This is a genomic window from Aminobacterium colombiense DSM 12261, from assembly GCF_000025885.1.
In the GTDB taxonomy this organism is placed as follows: Bacteria; Synergistota; Synergistia; order Synergistales; family Aminobacteriaceae; genus Aminobacterium; species Aminobacterium colombiense.
The window spans coordinates 1561293-1586714 of sequence record NC_014011.1 but is presented as its reverse complement, the minus strand read 5'-3'; the positions used below and the strand labels follow the sequence as shown (position 1 = coordinate 1586714).

Here is a 25422-nt window from a genome sequence, read left to right as displayed (position 1 = left end):
GAGGAGATCGAAAATGTGTGCAGAAAAAGCAAAAACCATTGTTGTTAATCCTGTCTCCCGTATAGAGGGACATGGAAAGATCACGGTGACTTTAAATGAAAAGGGTGAAGTTCATGACGCTCGCTTTCATGTCACTCAGTTCAGGGGATTCGAGGCCTTTACCCAGGGACGGGATTTTCGGGAAATGCCTGTTATTACCCCTCGTATTTGCGGCATTTGCCCGGTAAGCCACCATTTGGCTTCTGCGAAGGCATGTGACGCTATTCTAGGTGTCACCATAACACCTACAGCCCATAAGCTTCGTGAGCTTATGCATATGGGGCAGTTCATTCAGTCCCATGCCCTTTCTTTCTTCCACCTTTCGAGTCCGGACCTGCTTTTTGGCTTTGATGCAGATCCAGCCATACGAAATGTGGCCGGTTTGGTCGCTAAATTCCCGGATTTGGCGGTTATGGGTGTGACCATGCGCAAATTTGGGCAGGAAGTTATAAAAACTCTTGGTGGAAAAAAAGTCCATCCATGGCATAGTATTCCCGGCGGCGTGAACCGCAGTCTGAAAAAAGAAGAACGGGAAACCATTCTGGCGGGGATCCCTAAAATTAAGGAAGACCTCCGCAAGGCACTTGATCTGATCAAAAACTATCTGGCAGAACATGGAGATGACGCAAAGGAGTTTGCCACTCTGGAGACCTCCTATCTTGGCCTAGTTCGCGAAGGAAACCTTGAACTGTACGATGGCCGCATTCGTTTGCGGGGGCCAAGGGGACGTATTACTGATGAATTTAACTCCGAAGAATACGTGAACTTTATTGGCGAGCACGTGGAACCTTGGAGTTATCTGAAGTTCCCCTTCTACAGACCGCTGGAATTTCCCCACGGAAGTTACAGGGTTGGACCTTTGGGACGTGTCAATGCTTGCGATACAATCTCTACTCCAGAGGCTTCTGCCGAATTGGCGGCTTTTAGAAAGCTGACAGATGATGGCATAGTGCACTATACTATGTATTATCACTACGCCAGATTAATTGAGATCATGTATGCAATTGAGCGTATGGAAGAGCTTCTTCACGATGAAGATATTGTAGGAAGCGAACTTAGGATCACATCTAACAGCCTTCAGCCTGAAGGTATCGGTGTCATTGAAGCACCTCGCGGAACCTTGATTCACCACTATCAGGTGAACGAGAAAGGTGCCATTACAAAGGTCAATCTCATTGTGGCCACTGGACACAACAACTATGCCATGAATAAGGGCGTAGAGCTTGTGGCGAAAAAGTACATTCATGGGGAATCTGTGGAGGAAGGCGTACTTAACAGAATGGAACATGTCATTCGTTGTTATGACCCATGCCTCTCTTGCTCAACTCATGCAGTGGGCAGAATGCCTTTGAAGCTGACAGTTGTAGATGTAAATGGACGAGAGATCCGTACCATAGAGAAACACTAAGAGAAGAAGCCTATCTCGTAACCTAAAGGGGATGACAGCGGGGCTGGGGACTTCTTCTGGCCCTGCTGTTTTTTCAAACAAAGGAGTTAAGAATGAAGGTATTCATCGCAGGATTTGGAAATCCTTTTCGTGAAGATGATAGTGTCGGGTTGCAACTTGCCCCCCAAATTGCAGAATGGCTTGAAGAAGAAGGATTTGAGGTTAACCTGTGGATAGGCCAGCAACTTCTTCCAGAATTGGCCTATGACCTTGAAGGCGCTGAGATTGCCCTTTTTATAGACGCTGATATGAGAGAACTTCCTGAAGGGTATATGCTGGAAAACGTTTTATCTGACGCAGCCCTCGAAGGATTGAATATACACTCCATGGGACCGGCCTGGCTGCTATCCCTTATGGATCGCCTTGAGATACCAAAACCTGAAGCATGGCTTCTGTCAATATCAGGGTATTCTTTTGATTTCTCAGAAACCCTTACAGAACAATGTTCTCTAAATGCTCACAAAGCTGAAGAAGCTTTTAAAAAATGGTGGAAGCAAAGAAAGGGAGGCTCATCATGTGTAAAGTAATAACCCCGCAATCATCAGAAGAACATCTTCATGTACATGGTCCATTAGAAGAAGCAGAGCTTCTTAGGGAGACCATCTGTGAAGAATTAGAAGGAATGACAAGTCTTGTGGCCCGTTGGCACGCCGTATCAGGGCATGAGGCAAAACATGCTTTTGTCCATGCTATCGAATCAAAAAAAACAGCTTTAAGAGACTTATGGAAAGCTCTGGAAGAACTGGAAGAAAACCTTTTCTCAGAAGAGAGCGTAGAACATCATCACCACCATCATTAGATCGGGCTAATTACCGGGGAAGAAAGAGAGCAGCCCCAGCATTTCAATGTCTGGAGCTGCTTTTTTGTAACCTATAGAGACTTAAGACACTATTTTTTAAAACTATCCATCAATTTAAGAAGGGCCCCTTTTTGAAATTCTATGGCGTTATTAGGGCATACTTCCTGGCAGCAGAAACAGCGAATGCATTTGTTGTAATTAAAATGGAGTTTCCCGTTCGAATCCAGAATGACGGCATGGGCGGCACAAATTTCTTCACATTTTCGGCATCGAATGCACAGGTCGGGATTTTGAACCGGTCGAGAAACAAGAAAGCGTTTCGAGAAAATATCAAGAAAAGCCGGGATCAGGTGAAGAGAGTCAAGATGAGGTATATCAAAATCATTAAAGGCAAAGGATTCTGGCGTATCGTGGGTAAAAAAGATACAGGGGCTGCTGACAATAAGGTTTCTCCGCTCTGCGGCTCTGTATAAGGGAAAGGATTCGGGAGTTGCGTGAAGAATGCGGCTAATTGCAATATCGAGATTAACTGCATCTTCTGATGCTGCGAGAAGACCTAAAAACCGTGGGGTTCCGTTCCCTGGCCCATGCCCTTCCATGCACCAGATGCCGTCAAGAATTGTAAAGGAGGAAGGGAGGGCCTGATAGATGTCAAGATGAAGTTCAGCAAAAAGGTCTCGATTAAGTCCGACATTGTAATGCCATGAAGCTTTCTGCTGACCTACAACTGTGCCGAATAGATTTTTTACCCCTAAAGTGAGAAGCATTTGAGCGTGGGTCTTAAGTTTAGGCAGATTAATAATAAGGTCTGCTTCTAATGCAAGCCGCGCCAGATCAATACGGTGGAAACGGGCAGAGGAAGAAACAGGTGCGGGTATGGGATCTGTCAGTTCTACTATAGGAATGCCAAGCTCATCGGCCACAGCTTTCATGCCGGTTTTCTCTGCTACGGAAGGAAAACGGTCAAGCCCGGGACTATCTCCTATGACAGGCTTGCCTAACCTGTCGAGAACAGCCTTTGCCGCCGTTTTCACAATTGCGGGGTCTGTAGTAATTCTCTTTTCAGGGGAAGAAGCAGAAAGAAGGTTGGGTTTTAATAGAATAATATCACCTGGGCGGATGGGATTTCCCTTATCAAAATGGAACTGAAAAATATCCTCTATCTTCTGTCGCAACGATGTTTCTTCATAGGTGTTTTGCTTCATAAGCGTAATAGTAACCATATTTTTTCCCCCTATAGATCTTTCTCCATTGACAAAGTATAGGGGTTAGATAGAATATCTTCCAGTATATACTACATCCTGAAGGGGAGTAGCTTGCGAGGGCAGGATCAACATCATGGCTTTACAGCCTGGTCCTGTCGTTGGTGAAGGCCAATAAGCGAGACCTTTGGTGTGGCGAAAGTCATGCTGAAGGTCTTTTTTTATGGCTATTATTTAAGAAGACGAAGACAGGAGAGTGAACTTGGTTGGGATTTATTTTCGAAGGCATTGCGTCGATAACAATTCAGCAAGGGGTCATGATAAGCTTGGGATTATTGCTTATCTATCTGGCAGTGGTGAAAGAGTATGAGCCAGCCTTACTTCTTCCCATGGGTTTTGGAACTATCCTTGTAAACATCCCTCTTACATCGGCTCTGACACAAATTGTTGCAGGGGTTTCTCATCCTGGAGCGTTGTCATTGCTCTTTGATATAGGAATTTCTACCGAACTTTTTCCCCTTCTCATTTTTATAGCAGTAGGGGCCATGATCGACTTTACCCCCCTTTTCCAGTCCCCACTTACGGCTCTTTTTGGTTTCACAGCCCAGGCAGGGATTTTCTTGACCATGGGATTAGCTCTGCTTTTCGGGTTCAATTTGAACGAAGCGGCTTCCATAGGAATTATAGGCGCTGCTGATGGTCCCACTTCTATCTATGTTTCATCCCGTTTCGCTCCCCATCTCCTTGGCCCAATTTCTGTGGCGGCATATTCGTATATGGCTCTTGTCCCTCTTATTCAGCCTCCAGTCATCAAGCTGCTTACAACATCAGAAGAACGCCGCATTCCTATGACCTACACAGAAAAACCCGTTTCAAAAACAGTGAAAGTGCTCTTCCCTCTTGCTGTTACTCTTGGGGCAGGAATATTAGCTCCAGCCTCTGTTTCCCTCATTGGCTTCCTTATGTTTGGCAATCTTCTTCGGGAAAGCGGGGTCGTTGACCGTCTCGCCAAGGGAGCTCAAAACGAACTGGCTAACATTGTAACAATCCTTCTCGGCCTGGGTATTTCCGCTACTCTGACTGCCGACCGTTTTTTGCAGCCTTCAACCCTTGCCATCCTTGCCATGGGACTCGTTGCCTTTATCCTTGATACAGCCGTAGGAGTGCTGTCCGCGCGCTTCATGAACCGCTTCCTTTCTCGAAAGATCAACCCTATGATCGGGGCGGCAGGCATTTCCGCCTTCCCTATGGCAGCGCGGGTGGCTCAGAGGATGGCCTATAATGAAGACAAGAATGTCTTTATTCTTATGCCGGCTGTGGCGGCGAATGTTTCGGGACAGATTGGGTCAGTACTTGCGGGAGGGCTTCTCCTTGCCCTTTTAGGGTAAAAAAGCCATCAACACTAAGCCCCCTCATTTGTTTTTAAAAAAAGATCGCACAAATCCTGATATAATATAGTTATTCACGGCGGATGATCGATGTGGAAGATTTTATTTTTCGCGGAATTTTATGGGCGGCCCTTAAAGTCGCCCTTTTTTATTACTTCTGTCGAGGAGGCGCGTGGTACATGGCTTGGAAAGAGATAGAACATACGGCAGACGTAGGTTTTGAAGTGGAAACTCAGTCTCTTAACGACCTCTTTATAGAGGCTGCCTTTGCTTTATACGGAGTCTGCTATGGAGATATATCTGTTTTAAGGGGCATTCGCCATGGGAGCCATGAAACGATTATGATCGATGGTATCGATCTGGAAGAGCTCATGGTATCGTGGCTAAACGAGCTTATTTATATTTGGGAAAGCAAAAACGTGCTCTTCATCCCTCTCCATGTCAATGTGAAAAGAGGTTCCTGGCATCTTGAGGCTGACGGTCTTTTTGCCGTATATCGCCAGATACAGCTGCCGATCAAAGCCGCGACCTATGGAGGACTGGTCATTCGAGGAGAACCCAGGCCTTTCCTTAGAATTTTCCTGGATGTCTGAATGAGAGGTGAGAGAATGAAAAATCTATTGAAGAGGATGGATAATGTTCGTTTGTTACTAGAAAAAGAGGCTTTCCCGGGCATGGCCGTACCTGGGTTGATCTACGCAGATCACTATATAGAAACCATGCTGGAACAGGATAGTGCTCTTGAGCAGGTTGCCCATGTGGCCTGCCTTCCTGGCATTGTAGGGTATAGCTACGCCATGCCAGACATCCATTGGGGGTATGGCTTCCCCATTGGAGGAGTAGCTGCTTTTGACGTGAATGAAGGAATTATCTCCCCAGGGGGAGTGGGGTACGATATTTCCTGTGGTGTGCGTTTGCTTTCTTCATATATAAAGCTTGCAGATATTAAGCCCGTTTTAGACGCTCTAACAACAGCTCTTTTTTCAGCAGTACCGAGTGGAGTGGGATCTTCGAGCGCAATAAGACTTTCCCTTAAGGATCTTGACGATGTCCTCCGCAAGGGGGCTCGCTGGGCGGTAAAAGAAGGTATGGGAATGCAGGACGACCTGGACCGCACGGAAGAGGGAGGCTGTCTTGACGGAGCTCTATGCGAATTTGTTTCTAGCAGGGCAAAGGAGCGGGGAAAGAATCAGCTGGGAACCCTGGGCTCAGGCAACCATTTTCTTGAGATACAAGTTGTGGATGAAATTTTTGATAAGGCAGCTGCTTCTCAAATGAACCTTGAGTCGGGAAGCATAACTGTGATGATCCATTGCGGCAGCCGCGGCTTGGGGCATCAGGTTTGCGATGACTATTTAAAGGTCATGCGGCGAGCCATGGCAAAATATAAGATTGATGTTCCGGATCGTCAGCTTTGCTGTGCTCCTATACAATCGGAAGAAGGACAGCAGTATATTGGATCGATGAAGGCTGCCGCTAATTTTGCCATGGCGAATCGACAAATAATAGGGTCAGTTGTACGGGATGTCTTCGCCCAGTTTTTCCCAGGAAAGCCTCTTTTCCCTGTCTATGACGTAAGCCATAACATGGCCCATATAGAAAAACATATATGGGAAGGGCGCAAACGTGAGGTTTGTGTCCATCGTAAAGGGGCAACCCGAGCTTTCGAAGGTCAGCCTGTGCTCATTCCAGGCAGCATGGGAACGGCAAGCTACGTTCTGGTGGGGACAAAAAAAGCAGAAATGGAAAGTTTTGCTTCAACTTGCCATGGCGCGGGACGCGTATTGAGCAGAAATGAAGCTGTAAAACGAACGAGAGGACAAAACCTGGTTCGAGAGATGGCTGACCGGGGAGTAACAGTAAAGGCAGATAGTTTCCGTACCTTGGGAGAAGAGATGCCGGAAGCTTACAAAGATATTTCTGCAGTAGTAGAAGTTGTTCATCAGGCTCAATTAAGCCTTAAAGTGGCAAAATTAAAGCCAGTGGCGGTGATAAAGGGGTAGTAACAGTTGCTTAATGGAGAGGCAAAACACAGCTTGCCTCTTTTTTTTTAAATGAGTACAATACGATGGGGATCAAAAAGCATCAAATATATCTATTCATTGCTGTATTGCTGATGATCTTGCATACGGTGAGTAGAGGAGGTAATGCTACGAATGATGCTGAGTGATATTGAGATAGCGCAAAATGCCGAGTTGAAGCCAATTGTAGAGGTGGCTGCGCAGCTGGGAATCAATGAAGATGAGCTTGAGTATTATGGAAAATACAAGGCGAAGGTGACTTATGGTCTTTGGAACAGGATCAAGGATCGCCCCGACGGCAAGCTTGTATTGGTGACGGCCATCACGCCAACGCCAGCTGGAGAAGGCAAGACAACCACAACGGTTGGCCTTGGCCAGGGATTGGCGAAGTTAGGTAAAAGGGTATGCATAGCGCTAAGAGAGCCCTCGCTGGGCCCGAGTTTTGGGGTGAAAGGCGGAGCTGCTGGAGGAGGTTACTCTCAGGTTGTTCCCATGGAAGATATCAACCTTCATTTCACAGGTGATCTTCACGCCATAACATCTGCTCATAACTTGCTTTCCGCCCTGATCGACAACCATCTCCATCAGGGGAACCCATTGAATATCGATCCTCGCCGTGTTGTTTTCCGCCGAGTTGTGGATCTGAACGAACGAGCCCTCCGTCACGTTATCGTTGGCCTGGGAGGCAAAGCTGACGGTGTGCCTCGGGAGTCAGGGTTTGATATCACAGTGGCATCGGAAGTTATGGCCATTCTATGTCTTTCGGCAAACATCAAAGAGTTGAAAGAGCGCCTATCCAAAATTGTTGTGGGCTATACTTATAATGGGACGGTTGTAACGGCAGGAGATCTGAACGCCCATGGTTCTATGGCGGCGTTATTGAAAGACGCATTGAAGCCAAACCTTGTCCAGACCCTGGAGCATGTTCCGGCTTTTGTTCATGGCGGTCCTTTCGCCAATATCGCTCATGGCTGCAACAGCCTTCAGGCGACGAAGTATGGTCTTAAGCTTGCCGATTACTTCATTACGGAAGCAGGTTTTGGCGCGGACCTCGGCGCGGAGAAGTTCTTTGATATAAAATGCCGCATAGGCAATCTTACCCCATCGGCAGTAGTCATTGTGGCTACAGTCCGTGCACTGAAGATGCATGGCGGAGTGGCGAAGAACGAGCTTACCGGGGAAAACCTTGAGGCACTCTCCAAGGGCATCCCGAACCTTGAGAAACATATAGAGAATATGAAGAGGTTTGGAATTCCGGTTGTTGTGGCCATTAACCGTTTCCCCACCGATACTGAGGCCGAATTGGAACTTGTAAAGGAACACTGTGTCGCGTTAGGTGTTCAGCAGGTATTGTCTGAAGTCTGGGCAAAGGGTGGCGAAGGCGGCATTGAGCTTGCGGAACGGGTTCTTGAGGCGGTAGAGAAACCCAACACCTTCCACAAGTTGTATGATGCTTCCTTGAGCCCTAAGGAGAAGATAGAAAAGATAGCCAAAGAAATCTACGGTGCGAAGAGCGTTGCCTATATGGCTCAGGCGGAGAAGGATCTTGAAGAGATCCACCGTCTGGGGAAGGATAACCTGTTGGTATGCATGGGTAAGACCCAGGCATCCATTTCCGATAATCCGGCCCTCATTGGGCGTCCGGAAGGATTTGAACTGACGGTTCGTGAAGTGAGGCTGTCAGCAGGCGCGGGATTCATTGTTCCCATAACTGGATCAATAATGACAATGCCCGGTCTTCCCAAGGTTCCTGCAGCAATGAAGATCGATGTAGATGACGACGGCAATATTACAGGACTGTTCTAGTCAAGGGAGGATCTGTTGTAATGAAAGCTCATATATTGGATGGAAAGAAAGTAGCAGCTGATGTAGTCGCTTCTATCAAAAAAGAAGTGGAAGAAATAAAGGCCCAGGGAAAGCATGTTCCGGGCCTTGCCGTGGTTCTTGTTGGTGAAAACCCAGCATCAAAGGTCTACGTTGGGCAAAAGGAAAAGAAATGCAAGGAAGTGGGTTTCAACTCCTTTCTCCATAAACTGCCTGCGTCTACAACAGAAGAAGAACTGTTGAAGCTTATAGACACTTTGAATAATGACAGGGCGATAGATGGAATTCTTGTTCAGCTTCCTCTTCCAGAACAAATTAATACTGACAAGGTGCTCATGGCAATCGCTCCCTCTAAGGATGTTGATGGATTCCATCCTGTAAATATGGGAAATCTTGTGACAGGACTGCCGGCAGTACATCCCTGCACTCCTAAGGGAATTATGTACATCCTTGATGCCTACAATATAGACATCGAAGGCAAACACGCAGTAGTTGTAGGAAGAAGCAACATTGTAGGTAAACCTATTGCCCATCTTCTTCTTGACCGCAACGCTACTGTTACCATCTGCCACAGCCGTACAAAAGATCTTGCGGCTATCGTACGGCAGGCTGATATCGTTGTGGCAGCGGTGGGACGTCCCCGCATGATCACCGCTTCTATGGTTAAAGAGGGGGCAGTGGTCATTGATGTGGGTATTAACCGCCTTGAAGATGGCCTTGTGGGAGATGTAGACTTTGAAGGGGTCGCTGAAGTGGCCTCCTGGATTACACCAGTACCAGGCGGGGTAGGCCCTCTCACTATTGCGATGCTGCTTCAGAATGCTCTGGAAGCGGGGCTGAAAAAGTAGCGCCCGCCACAACACATACGATTGGCAAGAGAGAAAACGATAGAAGGGTCTCCTTGTAATTAATTGTTAATTATAAGGAGACCCTTTTTTATTCTTTCCTCTTCATGTTACAATACTACAATCTTTTTTTTGAGGAGTGAGATCCTTTTTTGTCTACAGTACGTACGTGTAAGACTCTAGCCAGTTTTCCCCTGCTCGCAGGAGAAAAAGGTCTTGATAAAAAAATAGATAAAGTTATGCTTTTGGATGATGTTAGAACTGGGCGTGAGTTTTCTTTAGGATCCTTCATCGTTGGAAGATGGGCTGGAGATAATGGAAAAAGTGACCTGGTTCTTTTAACAAAAGTTTTTAATTCCGGCGTAGCTGGTGTTGCCTTTCAGGGAAACCTCCCCCTCGAACTTGTTCGTTTGTCAGACGAGCAAGGGATTCCTTTGTTTCACATCTCTTCCGATCACGTGCTCCTCGATGTCCTTTTCGACCTCCGCAATGAATTGGTGGCCGAAGAAAAAGGATTGTATTCTTCCTTTTCGCCCTTTGCCGATATTTTATTGGACGACGGCGACATAGAACGCATTCTCTGGGCCCTCCGTGACGCCATAAAATACGGCGTAGCCTATCGAGACATGATTCAGAAGAAATTGTTCGTCGCTTCTTATTCCGACGAATTCAAAGAACATGTAAAAATATACCCTTTAAAAGAAGTAATGCGGCTTCACGAGCATGTGGAAGTGCGCGTGGGGGGCGCGGTAAGCGGGTACCTTATCCTTAACCGCTCCCATCAGCCCAAGAGAGAGCTCACCATTTTTGAGAGATCCGCAGTGGAAAACACTCTCATTGCGGTGAAGCTTGCCATAGAGAAAAAAATATCAGCTCAGAAGGTAGAGCGAAACTATATCGACGAATTTGTGAGAGACCTAATTTATAACAAAGTACAAAGAATGGAAGAACTAGAGAGCCGGTCGCGGACCTTTGGCTGGAGCCCCGTTAACGGTGTTGTGGCAGTGACCCTTGAAATGATAACCGAGAGCGGCGAATCAGGAGAGAGAGAACTACAGGTTTTCTTTTCCACATTGCGATCCAAATTCCTGGCTTTTTTCCCAAAGTCCATTTATACGTTGTTAACAAAGTCGGTGGTCTTCCTTCTTTCCCCGCCAGATCCGGACAGTGGCGCTAAAACCTTTCAAAATAACATCGTCAAAGTGGCGGAACATTTGAACGAAGAGGCCATGCGAGAGCTTCGGTGCCAAATCCTTGTCTCCGTGGGGGGCTACAAGCCAGATCCGTTAAACACTCATGAGAGCTATCGAGAGGCTATTGGGGCTCAAAGAGTTGCCAAACTCTTATCCCATGCTCAAAATGTGGTGTTTTGGGAATTCTTGGGGGCTATGAAACTGCTCTCCATGATATCCCAAAATCATGAAGCGGCTCTTTTCTGCCATAACATGCTGGATAAAGTTATAGAGCACGATTCGGGATGCAATGGAGAGCTTCTCGAAACGCTCAGGGTTCTAAGCAAGTGCAACTGGAATATTAAGCATGCTTCAGAGGCAATGAAGTTCCATTACAATACAATTAAATACCGGAACAAGAAGATAAACGAACTCCTGAATTTTGATCCTGAAAACAGCGATCATCGCTTTGATATAGCCCTGGCCCTTAAATTATATGACCTTGGCGTATTCTGAGTTTTTGTCAAAACTTGACAAAAAGACGAAATAAAACTTATCAATTTACAATAATGCCCCGAAGGTTTTCATCCTATACAATTCCCACGAAAGGTGGGAGTCTGGTGATGAAAGAAAGTTTTACGTTAAGCGAAACGGTCATCCCTATTCTACAGCAACTTATACGTATACGTACCTCTCAGCCCTCTGGCGATGAGCGTGACGCCGCGATTTATATTTCCTCATTATTCCCGGAAGATCGTGTTGAAAAAAGAATAATAAGTCATGGAAACAATAGGGCTTCACTCATAGTCACTATTCCAGGAATGGATCGGAGTCGGGGTGTTGCCATCTTAGGACACCTTGACACTATACCCGTAGGGGACGCGAAGGAGTGGACCCACTCACCCTTTGGAGCAGAAATCGTGGATGGTCTTATATATGGTCGGGGTTCAGCAGATATGAAAGGCGGCTTGGCCTCGATTATTTTCGCAGCGTTATCCCTCCTTCAGGAAGAGTCCAAGCCTGCCGTGGACATTCTCTTTTGTTTTACGGCTGATGAGGAAGATGGGGGAACAGGGGCACTCTCTCTTGTAGGCGGCGGTTTTTTGGACAAAGTAGAGGAAATTATTATTGTTAAACCCACCAATGGGAAAATAGGGTTGGCTGAACGGGGTGCTATTTGGCTTCGTGTTAAAACTGAAGGAAAATCAGCTCATGCCGCAATGGCTGATGCTCAAATTAACGCTCTTTTTGCTTTTAATAAAATCGCAGAAACTATAAAAGCCTTATTTTCAAATGAAAAGAAACACGATCTTCTCGGTTATACCACGTGTTTAGTAACGTCTCTTCATGCTATAAGCGATCAATGCAACGTTGTTCCACATTATGTGGAAGGTACGTTGGACATCAGAACTCTCCCTAGCGTAGATCATGATTGGCTCTGTCGAGAAATGAATGAATGTGCGAGCTGCGTTGAAAGTGAATGCAGGGATGTTCGTGTTTTTCTGGAAGTCATTCAAAATAGACAGCCAGTGGGCATGGATGAAGGGGCTCCTCTCGTCCAATCATTGAAGAACATTTATCGGGATCTGAATATTCCATGGAAAACTACAGGACTGAATTATTTTACCGATGCTTCTATTCTTATTCCTTCTCTAGGAGTTCCATTTGTAATGTTTGGGCCAGGGGATGAGCTTTTTTTCCATCAACCAGATGAGTATGTACGAATCGACTCTGTTATTCGCATGGGAGAAGTCCTTGCGCTCTATGCGAAAACCAGACAGTGAAAATGGGGGATTTTTATAATGAAATATTTTAGCTTGTTGGATACCCTTTGTGAACGGTTTGAAAGATTCGCTGTTTCCTGGAGCATTATCGTTATGGCGTTCGTAGCCATCGCCAATGTTCTTAGCCGCAACCTTTTAAACCATAGCTTCACGTGGGCTGAAGAGGTAACCCAGTTTACCATTGTCTGGGTCACCTTTGTTGGCATGAGCCATGCGGCGCGAAACGGCGCACACATACGAATGTCGGCCCTTTCCGACTTTTTAGGACCAAAGGCCCGCAAGGTTTTAATGATCATTGTTTGTATTGGGACCGCAGCTCTGATGTTCTATCTGAGCTGGTACGGATACATATATGTAGCCAAGCTTGCCCAGATCAAAAAACAGACGCTAGGTCTTCGCATACCCCTCTATCTAATCATGCTGTGGGTTCCTGTGGGTTTTGTTATGACTGGCGTCCAGTATATATTAGCAGCCATAAAAAATATGACTCATGAAGGGATTTATGTTTCAAAAACTGTACTGGAAGGGCACGCTGAGGACCAAGAGTCCTTCGACTTTTAGGGGGGAAACCTTATTATGCTATTGACTCTTATGGGCACAATGATAATTTTGCTGCTATTGGGATTTCCTATGATGGTGCCCCTTGCAGCGGGAGCGTTCTTAACGCTGATTCTAAACTTTCCGAATGTTAACCCATCAATGCTTATACAGCAGATAATAGGCGGCGTCCAGCCGATCTCTCTTACCGCAGTTCCTATGTTTATTTTAGCTGCGGATATTATGACCTCTGGCGAAATTGCAAATAGGCTGCTGTCATTCGTTGTTAAGATTGTAGGGCATAAAAGAGGCGGGCTTCCTATAGCTACAGCGACAGCCTGTACTCTCTTTGGAGCCGTTTCAGGTTCTACTCAGGCTACAGTTGTTGCCATAGGCGGACCTCTTCGTCCCATGCTTATTAATGCCGGGTATACCCCCTCCTTCTCTACAGCACTCATAATTAATGCAGCTATAATTGCTCTGCTCATTCCACCAAGTATCTATATGATTGTCTATGGCGTTGTAGGTGGAGCCTCTGTAGGCGAGCTCTTTATCGCTGGTGTTGGCCCGGGCCTTCTCATCCTGTTGTTCTTTTCTATCTATTGCTGGTTTATCTCGGGAAAGGAACACAGCATGCAAAGAGCGACCTCCCAAGAAAGGTGGCAAGCGTTTAAAGAAGCCATACTTGGCTTTACCTTCCCCATAATCATTTTTGGAGGCATTTATTCTGGAATATTTAGTCCCACTGAAGCGGCGGCAGTTTCTGTGCTGTACGCTTTCGTTCTTGAATATTTCATCTATAAATCTATAAAGCTGTCAGATATCCCTAAGCTTGCGTTACGAACGGGCATCGTTACGGCTATTGTATTTATCCTTATAGCGGTGGGACAAGCCTTCTCCTGGACAGTCTCCTTTGCCAGAATCCCCAATTTGATTCTTCCCCCGCTGCTGGGAACGGATCCATCTGTTCTTCGTGTTCTGGCTGTTCTCTCCATCGCTTATTTCCTGGGATGTATGTTTGTTGACCCCATTGTGGTAATCATGATCCTCACGCCAATCTTCAAGCCGGCCATAGATGCTACGGGTCTTGATAACGTATTAGTAGGTACAATTGTCACCCTGCAGGCTGCTATTGGGTCTACAACGCCCCCTTTTGGGTGCAATATTTTTACTGCCATAGCGATCTTTAAGCAGAAATATACAGACGTTGTGCGAGGTGTACCTCCGTTTGTGTTCATTCTGATACTGGTGTCCGTCTTGCTTGTGCTTTTCCCTCAAATAGCGTTGTTCTTGCGGGATATGGCAGTTGCTAGATAAATAAAGTAATAGCTGGGGAATGTAGGTAGTTTAGTGTAAGGCATAGAACAATGCCTTAAATTAGTAAACAGGAGGTAATAGCTATGAGGAAATTACGTGTTTTAGCTCTGGTTTTTGCATTTGTTTTCGCGCTCTCTGGTGCGGCTGTAGCAGCCGAGTACAACTGGCGTCTCGCCTGTGAGGAAATTGCAGGAAGTGTTGCTGATCTTTATGCAAACGAGTTTGCCCGTCTTCTCGCTGAGAAATCTAATGGAAGGATTCACCTTGATGTGTACCCTTCAGGTACCCTGGGGACTCCTACAGAAATGTTCGAGCTCTGCCTGAACGGCGCTATTGAATTCGGACTTGTTGGCCCTGGGCAGTGCGGCGCTATTGTTCCAGAAAACCAGATCTTCGCTCTTCAGTTTCTTTTCTCCGATGACGATATGCTCAACGAGAAGGTACTTGCGTCAAGCAAAGCGTTGAATGTCGATCTTGCGGCCAAATATGAAGCAAAGGGGCTCAAAGTACTCTCTTACTTCAGCGAAGGTGCTATGTACTGGTCTTCCAACAAACCCCTCCTTACTCCAGAAGATTTTGCCGGTTTCAAAATTAGGGTTATGCCTTCCGAAATGCTTGTAGAAACTTACAAAGCCTATGGTGCTAACCCAACACCTCTTTCCTTTACAGAACTGTACAGCTCTCTTCAGCTTAATATGGTTGAAGGACAGGAAAATGCTCCTTACATCATTCAGGAAATGAAATTTATGGAAGTCCAGAAATATCTTGTTGCTTCCAAACATAATTACTACATTATGCACAACCTTGCTAATGCCGATTTCTACAACGGCCTGCCCGAAGATATCAAGGCGATTGTAGAAGAGTGCGTTGCCGAGCTTCGTCCCTACGTCTACAAAGTTCAGCAGGAACTCAACGACCAACGTCTCGACATGATGGTCAAAGCCTTTAAGCCTGGCCAGGAGCTTCTTGTTCTTGATCAGGAACAGAGAATGCGCTTCCGTGAAATAGCTAAAAAGGCAGACGAAACGTACTTTAAACTTTCTGGCGACCCCGAGTTTGCGAAAAACCTTCTTGAAACTTTCCGCGCGGAGATGGCTTCGGCAGAAAAGGAACTGGCAGGGAAATAAGCAGGATTCTTCTGAAATATACGGGAGAGAATCCGTATAGCAACATGCAGTTTATTTTAGATTTAAAGAACTGATTGGAGGAACTAGAATTGGCAAAGAAGCAGTATGTACATGCAGTACCTAATTTTAGCAACGGGAGAGACAAGGAGGTTTACGAGGCCGTTGTTGATCAGATTCGCAACGCGAAAGGCGTAAAACTCATAGGCTATTTTCCTGATGCTGACTTTAATAGAACAGTTATTGAGTGCCTTGGAGAGCCAGGGCCTTTGAAAGAAGCGCTTTTAAATATGGCCGCAAAATCCTACGAGCTTATCGATATGGAGAAACAGGAAGGGAAACACCCTCGTATCGGTGCTCAGGATACAATTCCTATTTTCCCTCTTCATAACATTACCCTTGAGGAGTGCACGGCTCTCGCAGAAGAAATTGGCAAGGAAGTTTGGGAGAGATTTCAGGTGCCTGTCTATTTTAGCGGCGAGAATGCCAGAACACCAGAGCGCAGAGAGCTTGCCTACATCCGTAAGGGGCAGTATGAGGGATTGAAAGAGGTTGCCCATACTCCTGAGCGTTGCCCAGACCTTGGTCCTGCAAAACTTCATCCAACAGCAGGTGCTACTATCGTAAGTGCCGCACCTCGCAATCTTGTGGCTGTTAATATGATTTTAAATACAACGGACTTGGAAATTGGCAAGAAAATTGCTAAAATGCTGAGGGGGCCAAGTGGCGGCTTCAGTACAATCCGTGCCGTTGCCTTCAAACCTGATGGTTATGATAATGTCGCGGTTTCCATGAACATGTTTGATTATGTCAACACTCCAGTCTACCGGGCCTTCCAGGTTATTGAAAATGAGGCTAAAAGATATGGACTGTGCATAATTGGAACTCAGTTCTGTGGTACACTTCCTCAGGAAGCCCTTTTGAACTGTGCTCATTATTTCCTTCGAGTTGTAGATTTTGATCCGAACCAGATTTTAGAGAACAATATCCTTGCTCTTGATGATGGGGAGTAGAGTGGTATGTTGGTAGAAATGAATTTACAGGCTTTTGTAAAAGAATTAGCATCTGATTCGCCGGCTCCAGGCGGCGGAAGTGTTGCCGCTCTCTCAGGAGCTTTAGGAGCAGGCCTTATCTCTATGGTTTGTAATTTGACCATTGGTAAGGAAGGATACGAAGCCTATGAATCGGATATGGTTGAGGTGCGGGCAAAGTCAGAGAGCCTCTATGCCAGCTTGCTTGAAAGAATTGATAACGATACAGAAGCCTTCAACAAAGTAATGGCTGCCTTTAAGATGAAAAAAGAGACAGATGAAGATAAAGCTGCTCGAAAGGCTGCCATTCAGAACGCTTTTAAAGGAGCTTGTGATTCTCCTTTTTCTATCGCTGAAGAGTGTCTTGCCGTGATCCGCCTGGCTGATAGTATTGTGGATAAAGGCAATATCAACGCCGTGAGCGACATGGGAGTAGCAGCAGCTCAGGCCCTTGCAGGCCTTGAAGGTGCTGTTATGAATGTGCGGATAAACCTTCCTTCCATCAAAGATGAAGCGTATGTGGAAGAAAAAAAGGCTGCCGTTCAGAAAATGCTTGATGAAGGCATGAGCCTTCGCCAGGCAGTCCAAGAAAAAGTAGACGCCAAGTTATAAGTTATTTTTAAAGCGTTTTCACGTTTGTTCCCTATTAAGGGGCAGAATTAATTCTGCCCCTTAATGTCCTTTATGGGGTATATAAGCTGTAACAAACAGAGGAGGTAGTGCTACTAATGATGCTGAGCGATATTGAAATTGCGCGAAGTGCCAAAATGAAGCCCATCGTTGAGGTGGCCGCGCAGCTGGGAATTGACGAAGAAGAACTGGAGCTTTATGGGAAATATAAGGCTAAGGTAACCTATGGCCTTTGGAATCGGATCAAGGATCGTCCCGATGGCAAACTTGTGCTGGTTACTGCTATTACGCCGACGCCAGCTGGTGAAGGCAAGACTACTACTACAGTAGGATTGGCTCAGGGACTTGCGAAGCTAGGGAAAAAAGTGAGCATCGCCCTTCGGGAGCCCTCACTTGGCCCAAGCTTTGGAGTGAAGGGAGGAGCGGCAGGCGGAGGCTACTCTCAGGTTGTTCCCATGGAAGACATCAACCTTCACTTCACTGGCGACCTTCATGCCATAACGACAGCTCACAACTTGCTAGCAGCCTTGCTTGATAACCATTTGCATCAGGGCAACCCATTGAACATCGACCCGCGCCGAGTTGTTTTCCGCAGAGTTATTGACCTCAATGAACGGGCCCTTCGTTATGTCAATGTTGGTCTGGGCGGCAAAACAAACGGAGTTCCCCGTGAGTCAGGTTTTGATATCACAGTGGCTTCGGAAGTTATGGCTATACTGTGTCTCTCTGAGAGTATTAAAGAACTGAAAGAGCGGCTTGCCCAAATTGTTGTGGCCTATACCTATGATGGCACGGCCGTTACCGCTGGAGATCTGAATGCACAGGGATCTATGGCAGTGGTGCTGAAAGATGCATTGAAGCCCAACCTTGTGCAGACCCTTGAGCACGTTCCGGCCTTTGTCCACGGTGGCCCTTTTGCCAATATTGCCCATGGATGCAACAGCATTCAGGCAACAAAGTATGGGCTTAAACTTTCTGATTATTTTATTACAGAAGCGGGTTTTGGAGCCGACCTCGGCGCAGAGAAGTTTTTTGACATTAAATGCCGTGAGGGAAACCTTCATCCCTCAGCTGTAGTCATAGTGGCCACGGTCCGTGCGCTGAAGATGCACGGCGGAGTAGCGAAGAGCGAACTTACCGGAGAAAACCTTGAGGCACTGTCCAAGGGTATTCCTAACCTTGAGAAGCACATCGAAAACATGCAAGGGTTTGGAGTTCCGGTCGTTGTGGCCATTAACCGTTTCCCCACCGATACAGAAGCTGAACTGAAGCTTGTTCACGAGCGCTGTGCTGCTTTCGGTGTCCCAGTAGCTCTTTCAGAGATCTGGGCAAAGGGAGGCGAAGGCGGAATAGAACTTGCAGAGCGGATTCTTGAAGCGGTAGAGAAACCCAATTCTTTCCACCCGCTTTACGACGTGGCCCAGAGTCCGAAAGAAAAGATCGAAAAAATTGCTAAGGAAATTTACGGAGCGAAGGGTGTCACCTATACAGCTCAGGCGGAAAAGGATCTTGAAGAGATTCACCGACTTGGAAAAGACAATCTTGTAATATGTATGGCGAAAACCCAGGCCTCTATTTCTGACAATCCGGCCCTCATCGGGCGTCCGGAAGGATTCGAACTGACTGTCCGCGAAGTACGACTGTCAGCAGGTGCGGGATTCATTATTGCCATAACCGGATCAATAATGACGATGCCCGGTCTTCCCAAGGTTCCTGCTGCGATGAAGATCGACGTAGATAACGACGGTAATATTACTGGACTATTCTAAGTTGAGATACTAGAATGTTTTTTAGAGGCGATTGGCATCGTTATAATGATGCCAATCGCCTTTTTTTATGTTTTTGTGGTAGTTCTAAGAATTACCGTCAAAAAAACCACTAAAATCTTCTAGGAAGGGATAAAATAGAAGGCATAATACATAATCGAGGTGGAGGTATTTCTATGGCTGTAAAACCCTGGTGGCGCGAGGCCCTCGAAACAGTACTCTGGGCCGTAGCTCTTGCGCTTGTTCTTCGTACCTTTGTCGTTCAATCATACTGGATCCCGAGTGGATCTATGATTCCCACTCTGCAGATACGTGATCGTGTTATGGCTGCAAAGTTCTGGTATCGGTTTTCTGAACCTCAACGGGGCCAAATCGTTGTCTTTAAATTTCCTGATGACCCTAAAAAAGATTTTGTAAAACGGATAATTGGATTGCCAGGGGAAACGGTGGAGATTCGAAATGGGGCAGTGTATGTTAATGGAGAAAATCTTAATGAACCCTATGTGAGGAATCATGATTCAATGTCGATGGAACCAACGATTGTTCCTGAAAAACATTACTTTATGCTTGGAGACAACAGGCCCAACTCATGGGATGGACGTTTCTGGGACCACCGTTTTGTTTCCAGGGATGAACTGAGGGGCCCTGCATTTTTCCGCTTCTGGCCTTTATCTAGAATAGGAATTCCCAAGTAGAAGACAATAGAATGGCGGCAATGGCAAAGCATATAAGGGGCTATAATGAATTATTTGTCCAATTCATTATAGCCCCTTATATTTTAATGACTATTCCCAATAAGGAACCTTCGTGCCAACACCTTGCTCCAGAGCCTTTCTGTATGCACGGGTAACTACGGCTATGTCCTCTATTCCCATACCCACTGCGTTGAAATAGATGGTTTCATTATTGTTTTCGCGCCCAGGCTTTTTACCGTTAATAATCTCTCCGATTTGTGCAGTTATATCTCCATCGGTTATGAGCCCCCTGTCGTACATAAGGGCGACAGTACTGATCTTCCGATGTTTTATGTTCTTCCAGTTATCCACGACGATTTTATCTGCCAGCCTTACGCAGTCATCGGTAAACTCGTAGTCGGCCATGTTCATCATCAGTGCGCCTTTCTTGATCCAGTCTGCATGAACGATGGGCTCAGAGGCGATGGTGACCGTAATGATAATGTCGCTCTTTTTACAGTATTCCCCAGGTTCCTTTACCGCGGTAACTGCCACACCGTATTTTTCGCTCATCTCGTTGGCAAAGGTCTCTGCGCGCTCAAACATGACGTCATTGATATAGACGGTTTTAATGGAAGGACGAGCCAGCAATGCCGCCTCGAGCTGTGTTCTGCTCTGTGCGCCGGCACCGAATATGGTCATTGTGGTCGCATTTTTAACCGAAAGATATTTTACGGCAATTCCGCCAACAGCACCTGTTCGTTTCGCGCTGACTGTGGTGCCGTCAGAAATAGCGACGGGAATCTTGGTGATAGGATCATTCAATATTACAAGAACCGTTGCTCTTGGCAGTCCGATCTTGTAATTCTGAGGGCTGCTTCCAATCCATTTGATGCCAGCCATATCATACTCGCCGCCTATATATCCAGGCATAGCATTAAGTCTGCCTAGAGTGTTTTCATCCTCAATGGTCTTTCCCCATGGCATCACGGCTTTGTCAGGGCACATCGCATCTCCGCTGTCAAAGAGAGAAAGAACTCTTTCCATATCATGCATTACTTCTGACATGTTGTTTGCTGCGAGTTCATTTACTTGTTTATCGCTCAAAAAAAGTATCTCAAGTTTGTTGGTCATCGTGATTAATTCCTTTCTTTGTTCATATAGTTGTGCAGTCTATGTTAGACCGTTTCAAATTGGGAAATAATCTGCTATGCCGTTATTTTTCCAGATTAAAGCTCTTAACAAGTTAATATCCTGTCATCCGTTCATTGATACGCCGTAACTTGCCTACGCACACTGCCTGTTTGTTCTTCTAGCATCTAGTATCTGCCATTTTAGAGTGGTAGTATGAAGTCTGTAAAGGGCCCCTTCACGGCATTTTTATAGGTCATTTCCTCCTTTCTTATAATGATGTGAAGCACATCAATTGTATTACTGCGGTCTCTTTTGCTCTGGCTTAATCAATCTTTTTTATCTATTGGGTGAAGCTTTTTATATATCTTACCCTAATTTTCTTGCAGAATCCTATTGAACCTTTTAAGTATTCTGTAAAAAATCATAGGATAATTGGCTTAGAAGCAAGGGGCGCAATATGAAATATCGTTGATTGGAGGGAAGTTTATGTTATTAAATTCCCAGCTTGTTAACGATCATATAACCTTTGAAACCGCTGCCCAGCATGCTTTCATGCAAGTACCGATTGTGTTGCCCAATCAGAATGCTGGTGAAGTACGCCAGATGATGGCAGGGCGGCAGTATGAGATAGCTAGCCATGTAGTAGTCTGTGGTGAAAAAGGTCTATTCCTTGGTGTTATCAGGATAGAGGACCTATTTGCCGCTCAATGCGAAACTCTCATGGGGGAAATTATGGATCGGAAGGCGCCGGTTGTCGCTCCCGGAGTAGACCAGGAGGTTGCCGCATGGAAAGCTGTCCAGAGCAAGGAGTCTGCCCTCTCGGTTGTAGACCAGAATGGGCTTTTTGTTGGCATTATCCCCCCTCACCGACTTCTTGCTGTTCTGCTAGCAGAACATGAGGAAGACCTATCGCGCTTGGGAGGTTTCACAAGGAGTACTGAAGAGGCTCGCTCCACTAGTGAAGAACCGGTGCAGCGCCGATTTCAGCATCGTGTTCCATGGCTTCTGGTTGGCCTCGGAGGGGCACTGCTTGCGGCAGATTTTGTTGGCTGGTTCGAGGTACAGCTTCAGCAGAATGTAATGCTTGCTTTTTTCATCCCGAGCATTGTTTATCTGGCGGATGCAGTGGGTACTCAAACTGAAACCGTTGTAGTACGGGGGCTTTCGGTAGGTGTTGAAATGAAAAGAATGGTAATGAGAGAACTATTGGCAGGGCTGGCGATTGGTTTGGCTCTGGCCGCGGTAGCGGGTCCATTGGTGTGGTGGCGTTGGGGAATCCCTAGCATTGCTTTATGCGTAGGATTATCGGTTTTCGCCGCCTGTTCCACAGCCACATTGGCAGCTATGATGCTTCCATGCTTGCTGAACACCCTCTCTCTTGACCCTGCCTTTGGAAGCGGGCCTTTGGCAACTGTAGTTCAGGATCTCTTATCTATTCTGAGCTACTTTTGCATTGCGACAGCGCTCTTGAGATAAAAGAAAACAGTCAGTTTGTATTTTGCGGGTTTATTTGCAATTGAAAAGAAAGTGTTTCTAGAGGCAATTAATTCACGCTAAAACAAAATGGGTTATCAAGATTTTTCTGATCGATCTTGATAACCCATAATATTTCTAAAATGGCGGAGGACAGAGGATTCGAACCCCTGGAGGCTTGCACCTCAACTGATTTCAAGTCAGCCGCCATCGACCACTCGGCCAGTCCTCCGCAATGGGCATGTGCCCGGGCATGTATTATACACATTGCTTATGCGGCCGACAACCCTTTTAGTTATAAAGAAAGGATATAATGTAAAGAATTTCTTGCGAACCATAGAGAAACAGAGGGGGATTAATGTGGAGAAAATGGACATAGTAAGGATGTATCTTTGTAAGCCATCTGCTATTGCGATTATAGGAGCCTCCCTGAAGGAAAATAGAATTGTGTATAAGGTTATGAAATATCTCCAGGCAGCTGGACATAGACTTTATCCAGTGAATCCAGCATACAAAGGCCAGATGATACTCGATTGCCCCTGTGCAGGTTCTGTTTCAGATTTATCAGAACCCATTGATATAGTTGTTTTTTTCCTCTCTCCTTCTTTGCAGCAGCCTATAGCTGAAGAACTGGAAGGAAAGAAAGAACACCCCGTTGTCTGGTTTCAGCCAGGAACAGAAAATGCAGCCTTGGAATTATGGCTCAAAGACAAGGGGTTTTCTGTTGTGAACCATGATTGCATAATGGCCGCCCATATCAAGCATTGTAAATTTACTTTGTAAGTTAGAATACTTTATACAAACTTTTTCCAAGCTTTTAATTTTCACACTTTTTGTGTCTATGGTATATAATTCTAGAAAGGACGGTTTTTTTTAATCATCCTGAAATCCTTTGCACATTACTTTTCCGTCTAAGGAGGTTCCTCTTTGTCTCAGGAAGTCACCATTTCTTTACGAGTCCGTTATAGTGAAACAGATCAAATGGGAATTGTGTATTACGCCAACTATCTGACCTGGTTTGAAGTTGGGCGAACCGAGTATTGCCGTATTCTTGGCACCCCTTACTCTCATTGGGAAAAAGAAGGGATTCTTTTGCCTGTGGTAGAAGCTTCCTGCCGCTATAAGGCCTCTGCCCGTTACGATGACCGTATCAATATCACTACATGGGTCGATGAGCTTAAGGTGTCCAGCATACGTTTTAGCTATCGAGTTACGAGGGAAGGAGATGGAAGATTGTTGGCTGAGGGTGCTACTCGTCATGCTTTTATTAATAAAGAGGGGAAACTGCTTAGGGCAAAGCATCCATTTTACACCATGATCCAATCATTTATGGATGAAAAATAATGGAGGTGGCATGTACTGTGAGCACAAAAGCAATACTCTTGGGCAATGAAGCTATAGCTCGCGGTATTGTGGAAGCCGGCTGTGGAGTGGCTACGGCTTATCCAGGAACTCCCTCTTCGGAGATTCTGCCAGCAGTAGCCAAATTTGCAGACGAACTGGGGACTTCCACTGCTGTTGAGTGGGGCGTTAATGAAAAAGTAGCTTTTGAAATGGCGGCATCAGCTGCTTTTTCAGGAGTGCGGTCTTGTGCGATTATGAAGCAGGTGGGCCTTAATGTTGCGGCTGACCCTTTTATGAGCGCAGCCCATTTTGATATGAAAGGCGGAATGTTGCTGGTTGTGGCTGACGATCCGGGCCCCCACAGTTCTCAAACTGAGCAGGACAGTCGGTTTTTTGCATATTTTGCAAAAGTGCCTTGTTTTGACCCTGCTACAGCAGCTGAGGCCAAAGAGATGGTTTTCGATGCATTCGATCTTTCTGAAAAGTACCATATCATCACAATACTCAGGCCGAGCGTTCGTGTAGACCACTGCCGGCAGGATGTAGATCTCAACGAAGTAATCAAGCTTGATAGAGAAATACGGTTCGAAAAAGATCCTGCCCGGTGGGTCTGCCTTCCTGCGAGCGTGCGTATAAATCACCCTAAATTGAATCAGAAGAACGATGAAATCCGGGAAGACTTTGAAACAAAGTATAGCAAATACAATTATGAAGTTCCTGCGAAAGGAAGGGCGAAGCTCGGCATTATCGCTTCTGGCGTTTCCTTTTCTATTGTTGTTGATATTCTTAAAGCAATGGGAAGAGATGACGTTTCTGTATTAAAAATAGGGACTCCCGTTCCTCTCCCTATTAAGATGGTTTCTGATTTCATTGATCGCCATAGCAATGTTCTCGTTCTTGAAGAAACCTACCCGGTTGTGGAGATGCAGCTTCTTGATCGCACGAAGGTTAAAGGCCGATGGAACGGGTATGTGCCGAGAGCAGGAGAGCTTCTGCCGGAAGTAATAGAAGAAATTATTCTTAAATCTCTTGGAGAAGAAAAACAGATAGGTGCCGACAGTGATTTAAAGGCTGCTCTAGAGGATCTTAAAATAACGCCGAGGAAACCGATGCTCTGTCCCGGATGTCCCCATCGAGCGAGTGTCTTTGCTATTCGTCAGGCCATTCCCAGTGCCATCAATCCTTCAGATATTGGCTGCTATACCCTTTCAGTTAACCAGAAAGGGGCAGATGCAGTTATGGATATGGGTGCTTCTGTGACTATGGCGTCGGGACTCTATCTTGCTCATAAGGTGGCAGGTAAAGAACAGCCCATCGTTTCTACCATTGGGGATTCGACCTTTTTCCATATGGGTATTCCTGGGCTTGTCAGTGCCGTTTACAACAAACATGCCTTTGTATTGTGCATCCTCGATAACAGGACCACGGCTATGACAGGAGCTCAGTCTAACCCATCTGTGGGTGAAAAGCTCCGAAAGGGGGACGAGGGCAGGGTTGTAGAAATAGATTCGGTTGTAAGCGGGTGTGGCGTGAATTACGTTAAAACCCTTGAAGCCTATGATGTAGAGGAAGGGAAAAAACTTGTAAAAGATGCGTGGGAGTATGCTAAAGCCCACCAGGAACCAGCGGTGCTTATATTCAAACACCCCTGTATGCTACTGCGGGAAAAACAGGATAAGATTCCTATGAAGGTCGATCCTGAAAAGTGTATTGGATGTAAGTTCTGTATTAATTTCTTTAATTGCCCTGGGCTTGTATTCGATGAAGCCGGTAAGAAGGCATACATCGATGAACGGTTCTGTGTCTCTTGTGGCGTTTGCTCGAAGGTGTGTCCACACGGGGCCATAGTTGCTATGGAGGAGGTGTAGGCC

At 46.0% G+C, this 25422-nt stretch carries 23 protein-coding genes and 1 tRNA gene; 21 read left to right on the top strand and 3 right to left on the bottom strand.

Translation table 11 applies throughout. The features are described 5' to 3' along the window. Positions 1-13: 13 nt before the first annotated feature. The 3 genes from AMICO_RS07930 (at position 14) to AMICO_RS07920 (ending at position 2285) form a co-directional block, all read left to right on the top strand. Positions 14-1447, top strand: a complete 1434-nt coding sequence (locus AMICO_RS07930) for a Ni/Fe hydrogenase subunit alpha (protein WP_013048933.1) — start codon at positions 14-16, stop codon at positions 1445-1447. Between the two features lie 92 nt (positions 1448-1539). Further along, positions 1540-2013 carry a hydrogenase maturation protease gene (locus AMICO_RS07925; RefSeq protein WP_013048932.1) on the top strand — a complete coding sequence of 158 codons (474 nt, stop codon included), beginning with the start codon at positions 1540-1542 and terminating at the stop codon, positions 2011-2013. Continuing rightward, positions 2001-2285, top strand: a complete 285-nt coding sequence (locus AMICO_RS07920) for a hypothetical protein (protein WP_013048931.1) — start codon at positions 2001-2003, stop codon at positions 2283-2285. Before AMICO_RS07925 ends, AMICO_RS07920 begins: the two co-directional genes overlap by 13 nt. Before the next feature lie 89 nt (positions 2286-2374). Here AMICO_RS07920 and AMICO_RS07915 read toward each other — a convergent pair whose 3' ends face one another. After that, positions 2375-3508 carry a DUF362 domain-containing protein gene (locus AMICO_RS07915; RefSeq protein WP_013048930.1) on the bottom strand — a complete coding sequence of 378 codons (1134 nt, stop codon included), beginning with the start codon at positions 3506-3508 and terminating at the stop codon, positions 2375-2377. 245 nt (positions 3509-3753) lie between these two features. Between AMICO_RS07915 and AMICO_RS07910 the strand changes: the two genes are divergently transcribed. The 14 genes from AMICO_RS07910 to lepB all read left to right on the top strand — a co-directional run bounded on the left by AMICO_RS07910 (position 3754) and on the right by lepB (position 19621). Beyond that, positions 3754-4875 (top strand): sodium ion-translocating decarboxylase subunit beta, encoded by a 1122-nt coding sequence (locus AMICO_RS07910; protein WP_013048929.1) that lies wholly within the window; start codon positions 3754-3756, stop codon positions 4873-4875. A 179-nt stretch (positions 4876-5054) separates the two neighbouring features. Next, a complete protein-coding gene (locus tag AMICO_RS07905; protein ID WP_169302820.1) occupies positions 5055-5468 on the top strand; it encodes an archease in 414 nt (137 codons plus the stop codon). A gap of 15 nt (positions 5469-5483) precedes the next feature. Further along, entirely contained in the window at positions 5484-6878 is a 1395-nt protein-coding gene (locus tag AMICO_RS07900; RefSeq protein ID WP_013048927.1) for an RtcB family protein, read from the top strand. A gap of 156 nt (positions 6879-7034) precedes the next feature. Next, a complete protein-coding gene (locus AMICO_RS07895) occupies positions 7035-8702 on the top strand; it encodes a formate--tetrahydrofolate ligase (protein ID WP_041459665.1) in 1668 nt (555 codons plus the stop codon). 20 nt (positions 8703-8722) lie between these two features. Next, the gene (gene folD / locus AMICO_RS07890; RefSeq protein WP_013048925.1) at positions 8723-9568 is read left to right on the top strand and encodes a bifunctional methylenetetrahydrofolate dehydrogenase/methenyltetrahydrofolate cyclohydrolase FolD; all 846 of its coding nucleotides are present in this window, start codon (positions 8723-8725) and stop codon (positions 9566-9568) included. Positions 9569-9717: 149 nt separating this feature from the next. After that, entirely contained in the window at positions 9718-11253 is a 1536-nt protein-coding gene (locus AMICO_RS07885; protein ID WP_013048924.1) for a helix-turn-helix domain-containing protein, read from the top strand. A gap of 107 nt (positions 11254-11360) precedes the next feature. Continuing rightward, positions 11361-12521: a M20 family metallopeptidase gene (locus tag AMICO_RS07880; RefSeq protein ID WP_013048923.1), complete on the top strand. Its 1161-nt coding sequence runs from the start codon at positions 11361-11363 to the stop codon at positions 12519-12521. Between the two features lie 18 nt (positions 12522-12539). Then, a complete protein-coding gene (locus tag AMICO_RS07875; protein ID WP_013048922.1) occupies positions 12540-13082 on the top strand; it encodes a TRAP transporter small permease in 543 nt (180 codons plus the stop codon). Between the two features lie 15 nt (positions 13083-13097). Next, positions 13098-14375: a TRAP transporter large permease gene (locus tag AMICO_RS07870; protein WP_013048921.1), complete on the top strand. Its 1278-nt coding sequence runs from the start codon at positions 13098-13100 to the stop codon at positions 14373-14375. Between the two features lie 83 nt (positions 14376-14458). Then, complete coding sequence (locus AMICO_RS07865) at positions 14459-15502, top strand: DctP family TRAP transporter solute-binding subunit (protein ID WP_013048920.1); 1044 nt, start codon at positions 14459-14461, stop codon at positions 15500-15502. A gap of 89 nt (positions 15503-15591) precedes the next feature. Next, positions 15592-16512, top strand: coding sequence for a glutamate formimidoyltransferase (gene ftcD, locus AMICO_RS07860; RefSeq protein WP_013048919.1), 921 nt, complete (start codon positions 15592-15594; stop codon positions 16510-16512). A 6-nt stretch (positions 16513-16518) separates the two neighbouring features. Further along, on the top strand, positions 16519-17142 hold the full coding sequence (locus tag AMICO_RS07855; RefSeq protein ID WP_013048918.1) for a cyclodeaminase/cyclohydrolase family protein: 624 nt from the start codon (positions 16519-16521) through the stop codon (positions 17140-17142). 116 nt (positions 17143-17258) lie between these two features. Beyond that, a complete protein-coding gene (locus AMICO_RS07850; protein WP_013048917.1) occupies positions 17259-18929 on the top strand; it encodes a formate--tetrahydrofolate ligase in 1671 nt (556 codons plus the stop codon). Positions 18930-19102: 173 nt separating this feature from the next. Next, positions 19103-19621: a signal peptidase I gene (gene lepB / locus AMICO_RS07845; protein WP_013048916.1), complete on the top strand. Its 519-nt coding sequence runs from the start codon at positions 19103-19105 to the stop codon at positions 19619-19621. Positions 19622-19711: 90 nt separating this feature from the next. On the opposite strand, the gene AMICO_RS07840 is transcribed toward lepB, so the two are convergent. Continuing rightward, positions 19712-20734, bottom strand: a complete 1023-nt coding sequence (locus AMICO_RS07840) for an ornithine cyclodeaminase family protein (RefSeq protein WP_013048915.1) — start codon at positions 20732-20734, stop codon at positions 19712-19714. A 486-nt stretch (positions 20735-21220) separates the two neighbouring features. Here AMICO_RS07840 and AMICO_RS07835 point away from each other — a divergent pair, with 486 nt between their 5' ends. Then, positions 21221-22210: a magnesium transporter gene (locus AMICO_RS07835; protein ID WP_013048914.1), complete on the top strand. Its 990-nt coding sequence runs from the start codon at positions 21221-21223 to the stop codon at positions 22208-22210. A 141-nt stretch (positions 22211-22351) separates the two neighbouring features. Here the strand turns inward: AMICO_RS07835 and AMICO_RS07830 are convergent. Next, a tRNA-Ser gene (locus tag AMICO_RS07830) sits at positions 22352-22439 on the bottom strand. Positions 22440-22576: 137 nt separating this feature from the next. On the opposite strand from AMICO_RS07830, the gene AMICO_RS10065 reads away from it, so the two are divergent. From AMICO_RS10065 to iorA, 3 genes are all read left to right on the top strand, one after another. Beyond that, positions 22577-22990 (top strand): CoA-binding protein, encoded by a 414-nt coding sequence (locus AMICO_RS10065; protein WP_244392477.1) that lies wholly within the window; start codon positions 22577-22579, stop codon positions 22988-22990. A gap of 144 nt (positions 22991-23134) precedes the next feature. Next, a complete protein-coding gene (locus AMICO_RS07820) occupies positions 23135-23551 on the top strand; it encodes an acyl-CoA thioesterase (protein WP_013048912.1) in 417 nt (138 codons plus the stop codon). Continuing rightward, on the top strand, positions 23551-25419 hold the full coding sequence (iorA, locus tag AMICO_RS07815) for an indolepyruvate ferredoxin oxidoreductase subunit alpha (protein ID WP_013048911.1): 1869 nt from the start codon (positions 23551-23553) through the stop codon (positions 25417-25419). The genes AMICO_RS07820 and iorA overlap by 1 nt, the downstream gene beginning before the upstream one ends. Positions 25420-25422 lie beyond the last annotated feature (3 nt).

Bases quoted from the DNA above. Each gene is read 5' to 3' on its own strand.
- AMICO_RS07930 (WP_013048933.1), top strand. From the start codon at position 14: ATGTGTGCAGAAAAAGCAAAAACCATTGTTGTTAATCCTGTCTCCCGT.
- AMICO_RS07925 (WP_013048932.1), top strand. From the start codon at position 1,540: ATGAAGGTATTCATCGCAGGATTTGGAAATCCTTTTCGTGAAGATGAT.
- AMICO_RS07920 (WP_013048931.1), top strand. From the start codon at position 2,001: ATGTGTAAAGTAATAACCCCGCAATCATCAGAAGAACATCTTCATGTA.
- AMICO_RS07915 (WP_013048930.1), bottom strand. From the start codon at position 3,508: ATGGTTACTATTACGCTTATGAAGCAAAACACCTATGAAGAAACATCG.
- AMICO_RS07905 (WP_169302820.1), top strand. From the start codon at position 5,055: ATGGCTTGGAAAGAGATAGAACATACGGCAGACGTAGGTTTTGAAGTG.
- AMICO_RS07900 (WP_013048927.1), top strand. From the start codon at position 5,484: ATGAAAAATCTATTGAAGAGGATGGATAATGTTCGTTTGTTACTAGAA.
- AMICO_RS07895 (WP_041459665.1), top strand. From the start codon at position 7,035: ATGCTGAGTGATATTGAGATAGCGCAAAATGCCGAGTTGAAGCCAATT.
- folD (WP_013048925.1), top strand. From the start codon at position 8,723: ATGAAAGCTCATATATTGGATGGAAAGAAAGTAGCAGCTGATGTAGTC.
- AMICO_RS07880 (WP_013048923.1), top strand. From the start codon at position 11,361: ATGAAAGAAAGTTTTACGTTAAGCGAAACGGTCATCCCTATTCTACAG.
- AMICO_RS07875 (WP_013048922.1), top strand. From the start codon at position 12,540: ATGAAATATTTTAGCTTGTTGGATACCCTTTGTGAACGGTTTGAAAGA.
- AMICO_RS07870 (WP_013048921.1), top strand. From the start codon at position 13,098: ATGCTATTGACTCTTATGGGCACAATGATAATTTTGCTGCTATTGGGA.
- AMICO_RS07865 (WP_013048920.1), top strand. From the start codon at position 14,459: ATGAGGAAATTACGTGTTTTAGCTCTGGTTTTTGCATTTGTTTTCGCG.
- AMICO_RS07855 (WP_013048918.1), top strand. From the start codon at position 16,519: ATGTTGGTAGAAATGAATTTACAGGCTTTTGTAAAAGAATTAGCATCT.
- AMICO_RS07850 (WP_013048917.1), top strand. From the start codon at position 17,259: ATGATGCTGAGCGATATTGAAATTGCGCGAAGTGCCAAAATGAAGCCC.
- lepB (WP_013048916.1), top strand. From the start codon at position 19,103: ATGGCTGTAAAACCCTGGTGGCGCGAGGCCCTCGAAACAGTACTCTGG.
- AMICO_RS07840 (WP_013048915.1), bottom strand. From the start codon at position 20,734: ATGACCAACAAACTTGAGATACTTTTTTTGAGCGATAAACAAGTAAAT.
- AMICO_RS07835 (WP_013048914.1), top strand. From the start codon at position 21,221: ATGTTATTAAATTCCCAGCTTGTTAACGATCATATAACCTTTGAAACC.
- AMICO_RS10065 (WP_244392477.1), top strand. From the start codon at position 22,577: ATGGACATAGTAAGGATGTATCTTTGTAAGCCATCTGCTATTGCGATT.
- iorA (WP_013048911.1), top strand. From the start codon at position 23,551: ATGGAGGTGGCATGTACTGTGAGCACAAAAGCAATACTCTTGGGCAAT.